Source organism: Stenotrophomonas sp. LMG 10879, assembly GCF_002750935.1.
Lineage (GTDB): Bacteria > Pseudomonadota > Gammaproteobacteria > Xanthomonadales > Xanthomonadaceae > Stenotrophomonas > Stenotrophomonas lactitubi_B.
Map to the genome: position 1 here is coordinate 146,223 of NZ_PEJT01000009.1, position 17,607 is coordinate 163,829.

The 17,607-nt window shown below is 65.8% G+C and carries 11 protein-coding genes; 8 read left to right on the plus strand and 3 right to left on the minus strand.

What is annotated here, in order from left to right:
* The first annotated feature begins 11 nt into the window (after window positions 1-11).
* Genes CR919_RS15470 through CR919_RS15490 form a run of 5 tightly spaced genes read left to right on the plus strand, consistent with a single transcriptional unit; the run spans window position 12 to window position 5,075 of the window.
* Window positions 12-1,379: an NAD(P)/FAD-dependent oxidoreductase gene (locus CR919_RS15470; RefSeq protein WP_099820772.1), complete on the plus strand. Its 1,368-nt coding sequence runs from the start codon at window positions 12-14 to the stop codon at window positions 1,377-1,379.
* Window positions 1,379-2,818: an exodeoxyribonuclease I gene (sbcB, locus tag CR919_RS15475; protein ID WP_099820773.1), complete on the plus strand. Its 1,440-nt coding sequence runs from the start codon at window positions 1,379-1,381 to the stop codon at window positions 2,816-2,818. Before CR919_RS15470 ends, sbcB begins: the two co-directional genes overlap by 1 nt.
* A complete protein-coding gene (locus CR919_RS15480; protein WP_099820774.1) occupies window positions 2,815-3,501 on the plus strand; it encodes a DUF2461 domain-containing protein in 687 nt (228 codons plus the stop codon). Before sbcB ends, CR919_RS15480 begins: the two co-directional genes overlap by 4 nt.
* Entirely contained in the window at window positions 3,501-4,481 is a 981-nt protein-coding gene (locus tag CR919_RS15485; RefSeq protein WP_099820775.1) for an aldo/keto reductase, read from the plus strand. Before CR919_RS15480 ends, CR919_RS15485 begins: the two co-directional genes overlap by 1 nt.
* 42 nt (window positions 4,482-4,523) lie before the next feature.
* Window positions 4,524-5,075 carry a DUF2939 domain-containing protein gene (locus CR919_RS15490; RefSeq protein WP_099820776.1) on the plus strand — a complete coding sequence of 184 codons (552 nt, stop codon included), beginning with the start codon at window positions 4,524-4,526 and terminating at the stop codon, window positions 5,073-5,075.
* Window positions 5,076-5,227: 152 nt separating this feature from the next.
* Here the strand turns inward: CR919_RS15490 and CR919_RS15495 are convergent, their stop codons facing one another.
* The 3 genes from CR919_RS15495 to CR919_RS15505 form a co-directional block, all read right to left on the minus strand.
* Window positions 5,228-6,172, minus strand: coding sequence for a 5'-nucleotidase (locus CR919_RS15495; RefSeq protein ID WP_033831508.1), 945 nt, complete (start codon window positions 6,170-6,172; stop codon window positions 5,228-5,230).
* A 46-nt stretch (window positions 6,173-6,218) separates the two neighbouring features.
* Window positions 6,219-6,992: an NAD kinase gene (locus CR919_RS15500; RefSeq protein ID WP_089236114.1), complete on the minus strand. Its 774-nt coding sequence runs from the start codon at window positions 6,990-6,992 to the stop codon at window positions 6,219-6,221.
* 195 nt (window positions 6,993-7,187) lie between these two features.
* Window positions 7,188-12,164: an NAD-glutamate dehydrogenase domain-containing protein gene (locus tag CR919_RS15505; protein WP_099820777.1), complete on the minus strand. Its 4,977-nt coding sequence runs from the start codon at window positions 12,162-12,164 to the stop codon at window positions 7,188-7,190.
* A 250-nt stretch (window positions 12,165-12,414) separates the two neighbouring features.
* On the opposite strand from CR919_RS15505, the gene CR919_RS15510 reads away from it, so the two are divergent.
* The 3 genes from CR919_RS15510 to CR919_RS15520 are packed head-to-tail and all read left to right on the plus strand — an operon-like array spanning window position 12,415 to window position 17,524.
* Window positions 12,415-13,071 carry a TetR/AcrR family transcriptional regulator gene (locus tag CR919_RS15510; protein ID WP_025876846.1) on the plus strand — a complete coding sequence of 219 codons (657 nt, stop codon included), beginning with the start codon at window positions 12,415-12,417 and terminating at the stop codon, window positions 13,069-13,071.
* Window positions 13,071-14,336, plus strand: coding sequence for an efflux RND transporter periplasmic adaptor subunit (locus tag CR919_RS15515; protein ID WP_099820778.1), 1,266 nt, complete (start codon window positions 13,071-13,073; stop codon window positions 14,334-14,336). Before CR919_RS15510 ends, CR919_RS15515 begins: the two co-directional genes overlap by 1 nt.
* 14 nt (window positions 14,337-14,350) lie before the next feature.
* The gene (locus CR919_RS15520; RefSeq protein WP_025876842.1) at window positions 14,351-17,524 is read left to right on the plus strand and encodes a multidrug efflux RND transporter permease subunit; all 3,174 of its coding nucleotides are present in this window, start codon (window positions 14,351-14,353) and stop codon (window positions 17,522-17,524) included.
* The last annotated feature ends 83 nt before the right edge of the window (window positions 17,525-17,607 follow it).

The window sequence follows — 17,607 nt, forward strand, 5'->3', positions numbered from 1 at the left end:
TGGACAGTTCGTTGATCGCACATGCATCCCGCTCGCTGAGCATTGTCGGCGCCGGCCTGGCCGGATCCCTGCTGGCCATCCTGCTGTCACGGCAGGGCTGGCGCATCACCCTGTACGAACGCCGTGGCGATCCACGCATCGCCGATTACGAAAGCGGCCGCTCGATCAACCTGGCCCTGGCCGAGCGCGGACGCAACGCGTTGCGCCAGGCCGGCGTGGAAGAGGAAGTGATGGCACGCGCGGTGATGATGCGCGGGCGCATGGTGCATCCGCGCGACGGCGCGCCGCAACTGCAGCGCTACGGTCGCGACGACAGCGAAGTGATCTGGTCGATCCATCGCAGCGACCTCAACACCACACTGCTGGAACTGGCCGAGCAGGCTGGTGCCACCGTGCATTTCCACCGGCGCCTGCACACGGTCGATTTCGATGCAGGCTACGCGCGCTTCATCGATGATCGTGACGACAGTCCGCACGATATCCGCTTCGATACGCTGGTGGGTGCCGACGGCGCAGGCTCGGCGCTGCGTGCAGCGATGAACCGGCGCGAACCGCTGGGCGAGGACATTGCCTTCCTCGACCATTCCTACAAGGAACTGGAGATCCCGCCCACCGACGATGGCGGCTTCCGTATCGAGCGCAATGCGCTGCACATCTGGCCGCGTGGCCACTACATGTGCATCGCCCTGCCCAACCACGAGGGCACGTTCACCGTCACCCTGTTCCTGCCCAACCAGGGCGATCCGAGCTTCGCTACGGTCAACACCGGCGCCCAGGCGGAAGCACTGTTCGCGCGCGAGTTCGCCGATACCCTGCCGCTGATTCCCAACCTGCGTGCGGACTGGGAGCAGCATCCGCCGGGCCTGCTCGGCACGCTCACCCTGGAACGCTGGCACCAGCAGGACCGCGCCGTGCTGATCGGCGATGCTGCGCACGCGATGGTGCCGTTCCACGGCCAGGGCATGAACTGTGCGTTCGAGGACTGCGTGGCACTGGCCCGCCATCTGATGGAGGCGGACGACCTGCAGGGTGCGTTCGCGGCGTTCGAAGCCGAACGCAAACCGAACGCGCGTGCGATCCAGCAGATGGCGCTGGAGAACTATCTGGAAATGCGCGACCGGGTGGCCGATCCGGCCTTCCTGCTGCAGCGTGAGCTGGAACAGGAGCTGCAGCAGCGCTGGCCGACGCGCTTCGTGCCGCACTACACGATGGTGACCTTCCTGCACACGCCCTATGCCGAGGCACTGCGCCGCACCGACATCCAGCGCGAGATGCTGATCACCGCCACCGCTGGCCACGATACGCTGGACAACATCGACTGGAATGCACTGGAGGCGCAGATCCATGCGCGGCTGCCGGTGCTGGAGGGCGCGCACTGATGGCCGACAGCTTCCTGTTCTACGATCTGGAAACCTTCGGCCAGGATCCGCGCCGTACCCGCATCGCCCAGTACGCGGCGATCCGCACCGACAGCGATCTCAATGAAATCGACACGCCGGTCAGCTTCTTTGTTCGCCCGGCCGACGATCTGCTGCCCTCGCCGATGGCCACGATGGTCACCGGCATCACCCCGCAGCAGGCGCTGGCCGAAGGCATCAGCGAAGCCGAAGCATTCGATCGCATCAACGAGCAGCTGTCGCGCCCCGGCACCTGCGCGCTGGGTTACAACACCCTGCGCTTCGACGACGAGTTCATCCGCTACGGCCTGTTCCGCAACTTCCACGACCCGTACGAACGCGAGTGGCGCAACGGTAATTCGCGCTGGGACCTGCTGGACATGCTGCGGCTGATGCATGCCATCCGTCCGGAGGGCATCCACTGGCCCAAGCGCGAGGACGGCGCCACGTCGTTCAAACTCGAACACCTGGCCGAGGCCAATGGCGTGCGCGAAGGCGATGCCCACGAAGCACTGTCGGACGTGCGCGCCACGATCGGCATGGCGCGCCTGTTCAAGCAGTCGCAGCCGCGCCTGTGGGACTACGCGTTGAAGCTGCGCGACAAGCGTTTCGTCGGCAGCCTGCTCGACATCACCGCGTTGAAGCCGGTGCTGCACATTTCCATGCGCTATCCGGCCAGTCGCCTGTGCGCGGCGCCGGTGCTGACGCTGGCGGTACATCCGACCATCAACAACAGGGTGATCGTGTTCGACCTCGATGGCGACATCGATGACCTGTTGGAACTACCCGCCGAGGTGATCGCCCAGCGCCTGTACCTGCGTGCCAGCGAACTGCCCGAAGGCGTCGCCCGGGTACCGCTGAAGGAAGTACACCTGAACAAGGTGCCGGCGCTGGTCGCCTGGAACCACCTGCGCGCCGATGACCACGCACGACTCGGATTGGACGTGGCGGCGATCGAAGCCAAGGTCGAACGACTGCGCGCGTTTGCTCCACAGCTGGCCGAGAAGGCGCGCCAGGTCTACAACCAGCCGCGCGCGGCGAGCGTGTCCGATGTGGACGCTTCGCTGTACGACGGCTTCCTCGGTGCCGGTGACAAACCGCTGCTGGCACTGGCACGGACCACGCCGGCCGAGCAGCTGGCAGCGCTGGAAGGCCGCTTCCGCGATCCGCGCCTGCCCGAACTGCTGTTCCGCTATCGCGCCCGCAATCATCCCGGCAGCCTCGCACCGGAAGAGCACGAGCGCTGGAAGGCCTATCGCCGCCAGCGCCTGTTCGGCGAGGAAGGCCTGGGCGAACTCAACCTGGCCCAGTACCAGCAGCAGCTCGACGCGCTGGCGGCCGACGCACCCGACGACGCCCGCCGCGCCGCGCTGCTGCAATCGCTGCGTGACTGGGGCCAGCACCTGCAGGAGGACCTGTGAGCACCTATTTCTCCGATGCCAGTTTCAAGTTCCTGCGCAGCCTGGCGCTGCACAACGACAAGACCTGGTTCAACGACCATCGCCAGCAGTATGAAGACCACGTTCGGCAGCCGTTCCTGCGCCTGCTGGGTGACCTGCAGCCGGCGCTGACCGAGGTCAGCGACCACTTCCGCGCAGACACCCGTGGCGTGGGCGGTTCGTTGTTCCGCATCCACCGCGATGCGCGCTTCTCCCATGACAAGTCGCCGTACAAAACCTGGCAGGGTGCACGCCTGTTCCATGAGCGCCGCCGCGAAGTGGCTGCACCCTCGTTCTACGTGCACCTGCAACCGGGCGAGAGCTTCGTCGGCGCCGGGCTGTGGCATCCCGAACCGGATACCCAGCGCCGCGTCCGCCACTTCATCCTCGACAACCCCGGCAGCTGGAAGGCAGCCGCGCATGCACCGGCGCTGCGCAAGCGTTTCGACTTCGAGGAAACCGAGAAGCTGGTGCGCCCGCCCCGTGGTTTTCCGGCCGACTTCGAATTCATCGATGACCTCAAGCACCGCAACTGGGTGATGTGGCGTTCGCTGGACGATGCCACGATGACCGGCCCGCGCCTGCTGTCCACGCTCGGCAAGGACCTGGCGGCGCTGGGCCCGTTCGTCGACTACCTGTGCGCTGCGCTGGATCTGGAGTTCTGATGGCACTGGCGCGACAACGTCGCACGCTGGGCCGCACGGACCTGGCCGTTTCGCCGATCGGCCTGGGCTGCTCCGGTTTCTGGGGACACCACCGTTTCTCCGAGGCGACGGCAGCCGATGTGGTCGAGCACGCACTGGCACATGGCGTAAACCTGCTCGATACCGGCCACAACTACTCGGGCTTCCATGCTGAGCCACGTCTGGGCCGGATCCTGCGTCCCCTGCTGGCGCGCTATCCGCGCCATTCACTGGTCATCTCCAGCAAGGGCGGCACGCTGACCGGCCAGGCCGGCATCAGCGGCGCCGAGCAGCGCAACTTCTCGGCCGTGGCGATCACCGCCAGCTGCGAGGCCTCGCTGCGCAATCTCGGCCTTGATTATCTCGATATCTATCAGTTGCACGGTGCCAGCGAGCACGACATCAACGACGACCTGCTGGCCGCCCTGCAGCGCCTGCGGGAACGCGGTCTGATCCGGCACACCGGCATCAACACGCATTCCGCGTCGACATTACGCTGGATGATCGCCAACCCGACGCTCTTCGACGTGGCTCTACTTGACTACAACGCCCTCCAGCAGGACCGCGAGCCCCTGATCGACCAGCTGCAGGCAGTCGGCATCGGTGTGCTGGCGGGTACGGTGCTGGCACAGGGACATCTCCTGCCCGCCCGGCCACGCCTGCCACGCCTGGCCGACGCCTGGTACCTGGCCCGCGCCTGGCTCAAGCCGAGCAGTCGTCAATTGATGCGCAGCGCACGCCAGATGCGCAGGGCGGTAGCGGCGATCCACAGCCAGCGTCCCGCCCAGACCGCCTTCGCCTATGCGCTGGGCCATCCTGGCGTGGCCAGCGGCATCCTCGGCACCACCCGCATCCAGAGCCTGGACGAAGTACTGGCCACGCAACTGGACGCATTGACCGTGGCCGAACGCCAGCTGCTGATCGACGCATTCGGAGATGGCCGCGGCTCGCCCAGTCATTGAGTCTTCACCCGGTACTGCCGCAGTTGCGGCAGTCTGTGCGGCATGAAGAAACTCATTGCGCTCGTAATCCTGCTGGTCATGGGCGTGGCCGCCTGGTGGTTCGGCGGCCCCTACCTGACCGTGCATGGCCTGTCCAAGACCATCGAACAACGCGACACCGCGCGCCTGGAACGCTACGTGGATTTCCCACGCGTGCGCACCAGCCTGCGCGCCCAGCTCAATGATTACCTGGTGCGCCAGGCCGGCCCCGAGGTGGCTGCCAGCCCCTTCGGCGCGCTGCTGTACGGGTTGGGCGACCAACTGGGCGGCGCCGCGGTGGACACCATGGTCACCCCCACCGGCATCGGCGCGATGCTGCAGGGCCACGTGCTGTGGAAGCGCGGCCGCAATGAACTGCAGGGTGGCGATGCCTTCGGCACGACCGAACCGGCGCGACCGCTGAAGAACGCCGAACACCACTTCGAAGCGCTGGACCGCTTCGTGGTCGACGTCGATCGCGGCCCCGGCCAGCCACCGTTGAAGGTAGTGCTGGAACCGCAGGGCCTGCGCTGGAAAGTGGTGGACCTGCAGTTGGGGATGTCGGCCACGCCTTGATCGGTAGATGCCCACCTTGGTGGGCGCCGATACAAAGAAGTGCCAACCAAGGTTGGCAACTACCGGGGCATAGTGCTCTGGTAGACGCCCACCTTGGTGGGCGCCGATGCATGGCAGTGCCAACCAACGGTTGGCACCCACCGGCCATGGTTTCAGCCCTCGTTGGCGACCCCATGCGGCACATGGCCGGCCGCCACGTGTTCACGCGCACTGTCGATGTTGTGCTGCGAATCGTCGAAGAAGATATCGGCACCGAACGCCTGCAGGAACGGGCCCTTGTGCCGACCACCGAGGAACAGCGCCTCGTCCAGGCGTACGCCCCATTCGCGCAGGGTGCGGATCACCCGCTCGTGCGCCGGTGCCGAACGCGCGGTCACCAGCGCCGTGCGGATGGGCGCGCTGTCGCCAGCCGGGAATACTTCCTGCAACGTGTGCAGCGCAGAGAGGAAACCACGGAACGGACCGCCACTGAGTGGCTCGCGTGCACGCTCGCGTTCGTGCCGGCCGAAGGCTTCCACGCCCTGCTCGCGCGAGATGCGCTCGCTCTCGTCACCGAAGATCACCGCATCACCGTCGAAGGCGATGCGCAGCTGCCCGGCCGGGCGGGTGATGTCGATCTGGTCGGCGGCAGCGGCAGCGGTCTCGCCCGGCGGCTTGGGCAGGATGGTCGCCGCGGCGATGCCATGGCGCAGCGCGCTGCGCACCGATTCCGGGTTGGCCGACAGGAACAGGTCGGTGCCGAACGGCTTCACGTACGGCCACGTCGGCTCACCGGCGGTGAAGGTCGCGCGGATGATGCCCAGCCCGTAGTGCTGGATGGAATTGAAGATGCGCAGGCCGGTATCGGCCGAGTTGCGCGACAGCAGGATCACTTCCACGCGCGGGTTCTCGGGGCTGGCGCCCTGGTTCAGCGCCAGCAGTTTGCGCACCACCGGGAAGGCCACGCCCGGCCCGAGGATGTCGTCCTCGTGCTGGCGCTGGTACTCGGCATAGGCGGCCACGCCATCGCTCTCGAACAGCGCATGGCTTTCTTCCAGGTCGAACAGCGCACGCGAGGTCACCGCGACGGTCAGCAAACGGGGGGAGTTGTCGCCCATCGGTGGGGTCCTTCAAGCGGTCGGCAGGGCCGGCCGCCTATTGTCGTCAAAAAACGAACTGTTCGCTCAGGATCCGGTCTTCCAGGTTGTGCTCCGGGTCGAACAGCAGGGTCACCCGGTGCTCGCGCGACTCACGGATCGTCACTTCGACCACATCACGGGTCTCGTGCGAATCGGCGGTGACGCTGACCGGACGCTTGTAGGGATCGAGCACGCGGAAGCGCACTTCGGTGTCGGCCTTGAGGATGGCGCCGCGCCAGCGCCGCGGGCGATACGGGGCCAGCGGCGTCAGGGCGATGGTGTGCGAGCCCAGCGGCAGCACCGGTCCATGCGCCGAGTAGTTGTAGGCGGTGCTTCCGGCCGGAGTTGCCACCAGCACACCATCGCCGATCAGTTCGCCCACCCGCTCCTGGCCATTGAGGTCGATGCCGATATGCGCCGCCTGCCGGGTCTGGCGCAGCAGCGAGACGTCGTTGTAGGCCAGCGACCCGGTGGTGGTGCCCGATTCGGTCAGCGCCACCATTTCCAGCGGGCGCAGGTGGGCCGGCTCGGCGCGGGCGATACGCGCGTGCACGTCGTCGTCGCCACGGTACTGGTTCATCAGGAAACCCACCGTGCCCAGCTTCATGCCGAATACCGGTTTGCCCAGGTGTCCGTGCCGATGCAGGGTCTGCAGCATGAAGCCATCGCCACCGAGCGGACACAGCACGTCGGCCTGGTCGGGCGCGTGGTCGCCATAGCGCGAGACCATCGCTGCGCGGGCCATCTGCGCCGGTTCGGTGGTACTGGCCAGGAAAGCGATGCGGGGAGTGTCGCTCATCGGTGGATCCGGGGAGGTTTGATGGAGAGCATAACCGAGCGCCGGGAGTTGGACTCCGTGGGGCGGATGACCGGCAGGTTCACGGCCGGCGTCGGGTCAGGTGGTCGCAAAGGCCAAGGGCAGAAACAGAACGGCCCCGCTTTCGCGGGGCCGTTCCGGTTCACGCATGCCAGGCATGGCCTGGCACTACATCACTTACGCGCCGTGGGCGGCGAGCTGGCCCAGGCGCTGGACTGCGACCGAAACGGTCGGGTAGTCCAGGGTCTTCTGCTCGGCCAGTTCGGCCAGCATCGCCAGGGTGAAGCGCAGGCTGCTGTCGTCACGACCGATCCATGCGGCCACCTTGGCTTCAGCGGTGCTGCCCTTGGTGGCCAGCACCTGGCCGGCCAGGCTGCGGTGGTGTGCAGCCAGTTCGTCGCGCAGCACGCCGCGTGCCACCGCGTGCCAGCGGCCGTTGACCTCCAGCGCGTCGATCTGCTCGAACAGCCACGGCAGCTGCAGGGCGTCGCCGAGGCGGAAGTGGATCTTGGAGACATCCACCGGCTTCAGCTTGCGGGTACGGGCCAGTTCGATGATGTCGAACGCCGGCTCCAGGAAGTGCAGTTCGGCCAGCTGCTGTGCCAGTGCCGACGGCAGGCCCTTTTCCTTCCACTCGGCCACCAGGGCTTCGTAGGTCGGACGCTGCGAATCCGGCAGCACACCCGATGCAACACGGATGTCGTTGAACGGACCCTGGTAGCGGTTGACCGCTTCGGTGATGCCCGGCATCGGGCCCGGACGCGACAGCAGCCAGCGCACGAACGAACGCTGCAGCTTCCAGATCACTTCCAGTGCATCGATCTGCACCGACTCCGGCAGGGTGCCGTCGAGGGCGTCGATCTGCGCCCACAGCGCGCGTGCATCCAGCGTTTCGCGGCTGATGGTGTAGGCCTTGGCGACCTCGGCGATGGTGCGGCCGGTGTCTTCCTGCATGCGCATCAGGAACGTGGCGCCCATGCGGTTGATGGTCTGGTTGGTCACGGCCGTGGCGATGATTTCGCGCTTCAGGCGGTGACGCTCCATCGCGTCGGCGTACTTCTTCTGCAGCGGGGTCGGGAAGTAGCGCTGCAGTTCCTTGGACAGGTACGGATCTTCCGGGATGTCCGAATCCAGCAGCTGGGCGAACGCCACCAGCTTGGAATAGGACAGCAGCACCGACAGTTCCGGACGGGTCAGGCCCTGGCCGCGCGCCTTGCGCTGGGACAGCTCGGCATCGGACGGCAGGAACTCGATCTGGCGATCCAGCAGGCCCTGCTGTTCCAGCGTACGGATGAAGTGCTGCTTGGAACCCAGGCGCTTGACCGCCATCCGCTCCATCAGGCTCAGCGCCTGGTTCTGGCGGTAGTTGTCGTTGAGCACCAGCGCAGCGACTTCGTCGGTCATCGACGCCAGCAGCTTGTTGCGCTGCTCGACGGTCAGCTTCTTGGCCCGCACCACATCGTTGAGCAGGATCTTGATGTTGACTTCATGGTCGGAGGTATCCACACCGGCCGAGTTGTCGATGAAGTCGGTGTTGAGCAGCACGCCAGCCTGGGCGGCTTCGATGCGGCCCAGCTGGGTCATGCCCAGGTTGCCGCCCTCGCCCACCACCTTGCAGCGCAGCTCGCCACCGTTCACGCGCAGGGCGTTGTTGGCGCGGTCGCCGACATCGCTGTGCTGCTCGCTTGCGGCCTTGACGTAGGTACCGATGCCGCCGTTCCACAGCAGGTCGACCGGTGCCTTCAGGATCGCGCTCATCAGGTCATTCGGCGACAGCGCCTTGACGCTCTCGTCCAGGCCCAGCACCTCACGCACCTGCGGGGTGATCTCGATCGACTTCAGGCTGCGCGGATACACGCCGCCGCCCTTGCTGATCAGCTTGGCGTCGTAGTCCGCCCAGCTCGAACGCGGCACGGTGAACAGACGCTCACGTTCGACGAACGTGGTCGCTGCATCCGGGTTCGGGTCCAGGAAGATGTGGCGGTGGTCGAACGCAGCGACCAGGCGGATGTGGCGCGACAACAGCATGCCGTTGCCGAACACGTCGCCGGACATGTCGCCGACGCCGACCGCGGTGAAGTCCTGGGTCTGGCTGTCACGGCCCAGTGCACGGAAGTGGCGCTTGACCGACTCCCATGCGCCGCGCGCGGTGATGCCCATGCCCTTGTGGTCGTAGCCGACCGAACCACCGGAGGCGAACGCATCGCCCATCCAGAAGCCGTGCGCGATGGCCAGGCCGTTAGCGATGTCGGAGAAGGTCGCGGTGCCCTTGTCGGCGGCCACCACCAGGTACGGATCGTCCATGTCGTGGCGCACGACATCCACCGGCGGCACGATCTTGTTGTTGACGATGTTGTCGGTGATGTCCAGCAGGCCCTGGATGAACAGCTTGTAGCAGGCCACACCGTTGGCGAAGATCGCATCGCGATCGCCGTTCACCGGCGGCATCTTGGCGAAGAAGCCACCCTTCGCGCCGACCGGCACGATGACGGTGTTCTTGACCATCTGCGCCTTGACCAGGCCCAGCACTTCGGTACGGAAGTCTTCGCGGCGATCCGACCAGCGCAGGCCGCCACGAGCGACGGCACCGAAGCGCAGGTGGGTACCTTCCACGCGTGGGCCGTACACGAAGATTTCGCGGTACGGGCGCGGCTTCGGCAGGTCCGGCACCAGGGCCGAATCGAACTTGAAGCTGATGACATGGCCGTGCTGGCCGTTGCCATCGGTCTGGTAATAGCTGGTGCGCAGGGTCGCATCGATCACGCCCATGAAGGAACGCAGGATGCGGTCCTCGTCCAGGCTCGACACGCGGTCCATCAGCTTCAGCAGCGCTTCGCGCGCGGCCTGCATCTGCGCATCGCGGTCACCCTTGCGGGCGTCGACCACGGTCTTGAGCACCTTCAGCGTGGCCTCGTCGCCGGCAGCCAGCACGTCGAGGTGGGCCTTCAGCTGCGCCTGGCCGGTGGCGATGTCGTCCTTGCTTTCATGACCGGTGGCCGGATCGAAGCGGGCTTCGAACAGTTCCACCAGCAGGCGTGCCAGCAGCGGGTAGCGGGTGAAGGTTCCTTCGACGTACGCCTGCGAGAACGGCACGCCGGTCTGCAGCAGGTACTTGCAGTAGCCACGCAGCATGGCGACCTGGCGCCAGTGCAGGCCGGCCGCCAGCACCAGGCGGTTGAAGCCATCGTTCTCGGCATCGCCGTGCCACACGCGGGCGAAGGTCTCACCGAAGGCTTCGTCGACACTGGCCGCATCGATCGCACCAGCGGTCGATTCGACCTCGAAGTCCTGCACGTACACCGGCGCGTTGTCCACCGACAGGCGGTACGGACGCTCGGCGATCACGCGCAGGCCCATGTTTTCCATCATCGGCAGCGCGTCCGACAGCGGGATGTCATCCAGCTGGCGATACAGCTTCAGGCGCAGGCCATCGCCGGATTCGCGCGGCACGGCCTGCAGGCTCAGGCGCAGGTCGTCCGGGCCGGTCAGCGCATCGAGCTGGCTGACATCGTTGGCGGCAACGGCGGTGCTGTTGTCTTCGATGTAACCGGCCGGCAGCGCCTTGCCGATACGCGCAGCAATGCGCAGGCCTTCGGCTTCGCCATGGCGGGTGACCAGCGCTTCGCGCAGATCGTCCTGCCAGTTGCGCAGCACCTGGGCCAGCTTCTGCTCCAGTTCGGCGGTATCGACGTCGAGCATTTCGCCCGGCTTCGGACGCACGATCAGGTGCACCTGGGCCAACGGCGATTCACCCAGCACCACCGAGCTGTCCACGTACTCGCCGTGCAGTGCTTCCTTGAGCATCGCTTCGATGCGCAGGCGCACGTCGGTGTTGAAACGCTCGCGCGGCAGGTAGACCAGCGCGGAAATGAAACGGCTGTACTTGTCGCGACGCAGGAACAGGCGGCTGCGCACGCGCTCCTGCAGGCCCAGCACGCCCATCGCGGTGCGGAACAGTTCGTCCTCGCTGGACTGGAACAGTTCTTCGCGCGGCAGGGTTTCCAGGATGTGACGCAGGGCCTTGCCGCTATGGCTGGAGCCGGCCAGGCCGGACTGCTTCATCACGTGTTCGTAGCGCTGCCGCACCAGCGGGATTTCCCACGGGCGGCGGTTGTAGGCGCTGGAGGTGAACAGGCCGAGGAAGCGCTGTTCGCCGATGATCTTGCCCTTGGCGTCGAATTCCAGCACGCCGATGTAGTCCATGTAGCCGGCGCGGTGCACGCGCGAACGGGCATTGGTCTTGGTCAGGATCAGCGCGTCCTTCAACCCGGACGTGGTGTTCAGGCCTTGGGCGGCCAGGGTCTTGACCGGACGTGCGGCCGACTTGTCCTTGCCGCGCATCAGGCCCAGGCCGGTGTCGTTCAGCGGTGCCAGTACGTCTTCCTTGCCCTGCTTCTCGACGCGGTACTCGCGGTAGCCGAAGAAGGTGAAGTGGTTGTCGGCGGCCCAGCGCAGGAATTCCTGTGCTTCCTTGCGCGAGGCAGCGTCGACCGGCAGCTGGCGGCTGCCGAGGTCGTCGGCCAGCGCCAGCGCCTTGTCCTGCATCGGCTGCCAGTCGCGCACGATGGCACGCACTTCATCCAGCGCCTTGTTGATGGCCTGCTCGATGTCTGCCATGGCTTCGGCCGGCTGGCGGTCGATCTCCAGCAGCATCACCGATTCCAGCGGGCCCTCGCCGACCTTGGTCAGCTTGCCGGCCTTGTCACGGGTGAAATGCAGCACCGGGTGACCCAGCACATGCACGCCAACGCCATGCTCGGCCAGCGACATGGTCACGGTGTCGACCAGGAACGGCATGTCGTCGTTGATGATCTGCAGCACGGTGTGCGGCGATTCCCAACCGTTGGCCTTCACCGTCGGGTTGAAGACACGGACGTTGGCCTTGCCGGACTTGCGGGCGCGGGCGAATTCCAGCGTTTCGGCGGCAAGCGCGGCCCATTCCTCAGCGCTGTGATGGGGGAACTCGTCGGCCTCCATGCGCTTGTAGAAGCTGGAGGCAAATGCCACTGCCTCGGCCTGAGCGGCCGCGGGGTAACGCTTGCGCAAGGCCGTGTACACCGGCTCCAGGGAGAAACCAGCGGTCACTGCGACCTCCGACTCAACTGGTTTGCTTTTGTTTTTCACGGTCTTGGCTGCGGTTTTTTGCGGTTTCATGGCAGAGCGGCGCGCTTGCTCAGTTGGGAAAATGAAATTGTAGCCCTACCGCACGAAAAGGCCTTGCTGCAGGACGGAATAACCAGATTCGGGTTTGCTGCGGTTTAGACGCCCTATTCAGTTCGCACCGGTATGGGCATCGCGGTCGCACAGCGTTGCCGACAGGATCGGCAAAACGTGTTACCGGAAGACACATGCGGCAACATCGGCGCGATTCCACAATCCTGAACTGGACGGTATAGTCCACCGCGTGAATCCGGCCTACCTTCCTGTCGCCCTCGACGCGCGTGATGAGCGCGTGTTCGATGCCGTGCGCGAACTGCTTGCCCAGCAGGGCATGCAGATGAGCATGGACGCGGTCGCCCAGCACGCCGGGTGTTCAAAGCAGACGCTGTACTCGCGCTACGGCAACAAGCAGGCCCTGCTGCGGCGGGTGATGCAGCGCCACGTCGGTCACGCGACCGGGGCCATGCTGCGTGCACTCCGCGGTGACGACCTGCGTGGCAGCCTGCTGCAGTTCGCCACCGACTTCCTGGAGCACTTCAACCAGCCCCACGTCGGTCAGGCCTGCCGCCTGATCGCCGCCGATGCAGCACAGTTTCCCGAAGAGGCGCGTACGCTGTACCGGCATGGCGCCGGCGCGCTGACGCTTCATCTTGCTGAATGGATTGAAACCGTTTGCAGTCGCGGTCTGCTGCGGCATGACGACCCGCACTTCATGGCCGAACTGCTGCTGAGCATGATCGCCGGTCAGGATTTCGACAAACAGCGCTTCCATACCCCCCATCGTGATGACGCTGCGTTGCGTCGGCGCTGGGCAGAGTTCTCCGTCGATGGCTTCCTGCGCGCGTTCGCGCCGCAGCCCTCGCCGGCCCCGTCTTCAAACCAACCCCGGAGTTCCTCCTGATGACCGCCCCACTCCGCACCCTTGCCTTGACGTGCGCCGTTGCTGTCGCCGTAGCTGCCTGCAAGAAGCCGGAACAGCCGACGCCCCCACCGCCGGAGGTGGGCGTGATCGACGCCAAGCCGCAGACCCTGCCGCTGCAGCGCGAGCTGGTCGGTCGCCTGTCGCCGTTCCGCAGCGCCGATGTGCGCGCCCGCGTACCTGGCGTGCTGCTCAAGCGCGTCTATCAGGAAGGCAGCGAGGTCAAGCAGGGCCAGACCCTGTTCCTGATCGATCCGGCACCGCTGCGCGCCTCGCTCAGCGCCTCCGAAGCCCAGCTGGCTTCGGCCCGCGCGACCTACGCCAACGCCAAGGTCGCCGCTGACCGCGCCCGTTCGCTGGCACCGCAGAAGTTCGTGTCCAAGGCCGACCTGGACAACGCCGAGTCGGCCGAGCGCACCGCGCTGGCCGCAGTCAAGCAGGCCGAAGCCTCGGTGACCAGCAGCCGCATCAGCCTGGGCTACACCAACGTCACCGCCCCGATCAGCGGCGTGGCCAACAAGCAGCAGGTCACCGAAGGCGCGCTGGTCGGCCAGGGCGATGTGACCCTGCTGACCACCGTGGACCAGCTCGACCCGCTGTACGTGAACTTCTCGCTGAGCGTGGATGAACTGACCCAGCTGCGTGCGCAGCAGGCCAAGGGCACGCTGGCCCTGTCCGGCGACGGCAAGGCCACGGTCAACGTCAAGCTGGCCGACGGCAGCACCTACAGCGAACCGGGCACGCTGGACTTCTCCTCGACCACGGTCGACCCGGCCACCGGCGCGGTATCGCTGCGTGCGGTGCTGCCGAACCCGCAGAAGATCCTGCTGCCGGGCGCCTTCGTCAGCTTCCAGGCCAACCTGGGCGAGCGCAACAACGCCTATCTGGTGCCGCAGCAGGCGCTGCTGCGTGACACCACCGGCGGCTATGTGATGGTGGTCGGCGCCGACGGCAAGGTCGCACGCAAGAACGTAAAGACCGACGGCGCGCAGAACGGCAACTGGCTGGTCAGCGAAGGCCTGGCCGCCGGTGACAAGGTGGTCGTCGCCGGCGTACAGAAGGTCAAGGAGGGTACGCCGGCCACGGCCAAGCCGTGGACCCCGGGCCAGGATGCCAACGGCAAGCCTGCCGCCGGCGCTGCTGCTCAGGGCGCGGCTGCCGCGGCTCCGGCCGACGCCAAGGCACCGGCCAAGGCTGACCAGGCCGACAAGGCCGAGCCGGCCGCCACCGAATCGAACAAGCAGTAACGGGACCTTCCGTCATGCCTAAATTTTTCATTGAACATCCAGTCTTCGCCTGGGTGGTGGCGATCCTGATCTCGCTCAGCGGCGTGATCGCGATCCTCAACCTCGGCGTGGAGTCCTACCCCAACATCGCCCCGCCGCAGGTGACCGTCTCGGCCACCTACCCGGGCGCGAGCGCGGACACCACGGAGAAGTCGGTCACCCAGGTGATCGAGCAGCAGCTGACCGGTATCGATCACCTGCTGTACTTCAGCTCCTCGTCCGCGTCCAACGGCCGCGCCTCGATCACCCTGACCTTCGAGACCGGTACCGATCCGGACATCGCCCAGGTGCAGGTGCAGAACAAGGTCTCGCTGGCCACGCCGCGACTGCCTTCGGAAGTCACCCAGCAGGGCGTGGTGGTGGCCAAGGCCAACGCAGGCTTCCTGATGGTGGTGGCGCTGCAGTCCGATACGCCGACCATCAACCGTGACGCGCTGAACGACATCGTCGGTTCGCGCGTGCTCGACCAGGTCTCGCGCATCCCCGGCGTCGGCAGCACCCAGCAGTTCGGCTCCGAGTACGCCATGAACATCTGGCTCAACCCGGAAAAGATGCAGGGCTATGGCCTGTCGGCCAGCCAGGTGCTGGCGGCGGTACGCGCGCAGAACGTGCAGTTCGCTGCCGGTGCGCTGGGCTCCGACCCGTCGCCGGAAGGCCAGCACTTCACTGCCACGGTATCGGCCGAAGGCCGCTTCAGCTCGCCGCAGGAGTTCGAGAACATCATCCTGCGCGCCAATGCTGACGGCTCGCGCGTACTGCTGAAGGACATCGCCCGCGTTGCCTTCGGTGCCAACAACTATGGCTTCGATACCCAGTACAACGGCAAGCCCACCGGCGCCTTCGCGATCCAGCTGCTGCCGGGCGCCAACGCCCTGAACGTGGCCGAGGCCGTGCGCGGCAAGATGGACGAGCTGCAGCCCAGCTTCCCGGCTGGCGTCACCTGGTTCTCGCCGTACGACAGCACCACCTTCGTCAAGATCTCGATCCAGGAAGTGGTCAAGACCCTGTTCGAAGCAGTGTTGCTGGTGTTCCTGGTGATGCTGATCTTCCTGCAGAACTTCCGCGCCACCCTGATCCCGACCCTGGTCATCCCGGTGGCCCTGCTGGGTACGTTCCTGGGCATGTGGATGATCGGCTTCACGATCAACCAGCTGACCCTGTTCGCGATGGTGCTGGCGATCGGCATCGTGGTCGATGACGCGATCGTGGTGATCGAGAACGTCGAACGCATCATGACCGAGGAAGGCCTCGCGCCGAAGCCGGCCACGCAGAAGGCGATGACCCAGATCACCGGCGCGGTGGTGGCGATCACCGTGGTGCTGGCGGCGGTGTTCATCCCCTCGGCCCTGCAGGGCGGTGCGGCCGGTGAGATCTACAAGCAGTTCGCCCTGACCATCGCCATCTCGATGGCGTTCTCGGCGTTCCTGGCACTGGGCTTCACCCCGGCGCTGTGCGCGACGTTCCTCAAGCCGACGCACAACGACAACCCGAACATCGTCTACCGCACCTTCAACAAGTACTACGACAAGATCAGCCACACCTACGTGGGCCACATCACCTCCGCGGTGCGCCATGCCCCACGCTGGATGATCCTGTTCGTGGTGCTGACCGCGCTGTGCGGCTTCCTGTTCACCCGCATGCCGGGCAGTTTCCTGCCTGAAGAAGACCAGGGCTATGCACTGGCGATCGTGCAGTTGCCGCCGGGCTCGACCAAGAGCCAGACCAACGAAGCGTTCGCACAGATGCGCGGCATCCTGGAAAAGCAGGATGGCTATGAAGGCATGCTGCAGGTGGCCGGCTTCAGCTTCGTCGGCTCCGGCGAGAACGTGGGCATGGGCTTCATCCGCCTGAAGCCGTGGGAAGAGCGCAAGTTCACTGCTCCGGAATTCATCCAGAACATGAACGGCGCGTTCTACGGCATCAAGGAAGCGCAGATCTTCGTGGTCAACCTGCCGACCGTGCAGGGCCTTGGCCAGTTCGGTGGCTTCGACATGTGGCTGCAGGACCGTAGTGGTGCTGGTTACGAGCAGCTGACCCAGGCCCGCAACATCCTGCTCGGCCAGGCCGCGCAGAAGCCGGACCATCTGGTGGGTGTACGCCCGAACGGCCTGGAAAACGCCCCGCAGCTGCAGTTGCACGTGGACCGCGTGCAGGCGCAATCGATGGGCATGTCGGTGTCGGACGTGTACAGCACCATCCAGCTGATGCTGGCCCCGGTGTACGTCAACGACTTCTTCTACGAAGGCCGCATCAAGCGCGTGACCATGCAGGCCGATGGTCCGTACCGCACCGGCCAGGAATCGCTGAAGAGCTTCTACAGCCCGTCCAGCCTGACCACCAATGCCGATGGCACCAACGCGATGATCCCGTTGAGCACGGTGGTCAAGTCCGAATGGGTCTCGGCACCGCCGTCGCTGAGCCGCTACAACGGCTACTCGGCGATCAACATCGTCGGTTCGCAGGCACCGGGCACCAGCTCGGGTGAAGCGATGCAGACCATGGAAGGCATCGTCAACGACGACCTGCCGGCGGGCTTCGGCTACGACTGGTCCGGCCTGTCCTACCAGGAAATCCTGGCCGGCAACGCCGCGACGCTGCTGCTGGTGCTGTCCATCGTGGTGGTGTTCCTGTGCCTGGCCGCGCTGTATGAAAGCTGGTCGATTCCGGTGGCGGTGCTGCTGGTGGTACCGCTCGGCGTGCTGGGTGCACTCGCCCTGTCGATGATGCGCGGCCTGCCGAACGATCTGTTCTTCAAGATCGGCCTGATCACCGTGATCGGCCTGGCCGCGAAGAACGCGATCCTGATCGTGGAGTTCGCGGTGGAGCAGCGTGCGGCGGGCAAGACCCTGCGCGATGCCACCATCGAAGCGGCGCGCCTGCGATTCCGCCCGATCCTGATGACGTCCTTCGCGTTCATCATGGGCGTCATCCCGATGGCGATCTCCACCGGTGCCGGCGCCAACTCGCGTCACGCCATCGGCACCGGCGTGATCGGCGGCATGCTGTTCGCCACCCTGCTCGGCCTGCTGATGATCCCGGTGTTCTTCGTGGTCGTGCGCCGCATGCTGGGCGACAAGCTGGATGAACCGTCGAAGGAATTCCTCGGCCGCCAGCGTGATGCGGAAAGCGCCCACCGCCCGGATCGTTGATCCGGCGGTGAGTTGCTGAAATGAAAAAAGCCCCGGAGCGATCCGGGGCCTTTTTTTTGCTGCTTTTGAATTCATGCCAACCA

Excerpts from the sequence above, each read along its gene's own strand:
- CR919_RS15515 (WP_099820778.1), top strand. The coding sequence starts at position 13,071 with ATGACCGCCCCACTCCGCACCCTTGCCTTGACGTGCGCCGTTGCTGTC.
- sbcB (WP_099820773.1), top strand. The coding sequence starts at position 1,379 with ATGGCCGACAGCTTCCTGTTCTACGATCTGGAAACCTTCGGCCAGGAT.
- CR919_RS15490 (WP_099820776.1), top strand. The coding sequence starts at position 4,524 with ATGAAGAAACTCATTGCGCTCGTAATCCTGCTGGTCATGGGCGTGGCC.
- CR919_RS15520 (WP_025876842.1), top strand. The coding sequence starts at position 14,351 with ATGCCTAAATTTTTCATTGAACATCCAGTCTTCGCCTGGGTGGTGGCG.
- CR919_RS15500 (WP_089236114.1), bottom strand. The coding sequence starts at position 6,992 with ATGAGCGACACTCCCCGCATCGCTTTCCTGGCCAGTACCACCGAACCG.
- CR919_RS15485 (WP_099820775.1), top strand. The coding sequence starts at position 3,501 with ATGGCACTGGCGCGACAACGTCGCACGCTGGGCCGCACGGACCTGGCC.
- CR919_RS15495 (WP_033831508.1), bottom strand. The coding sequence starts at position 6,172 with ATGGGCGACAACTCCCCCCGTTTGCTGACCGTCGCGGTGACCTCGCGT.
- CR919_RS15505 (WP_099820777.1), bottom strand. The coding sequence starts at position 12,164 with ATGAAACCGCAAAAAACCGCAGCCAAGACCGTGAAAAACAAAAGCAAA.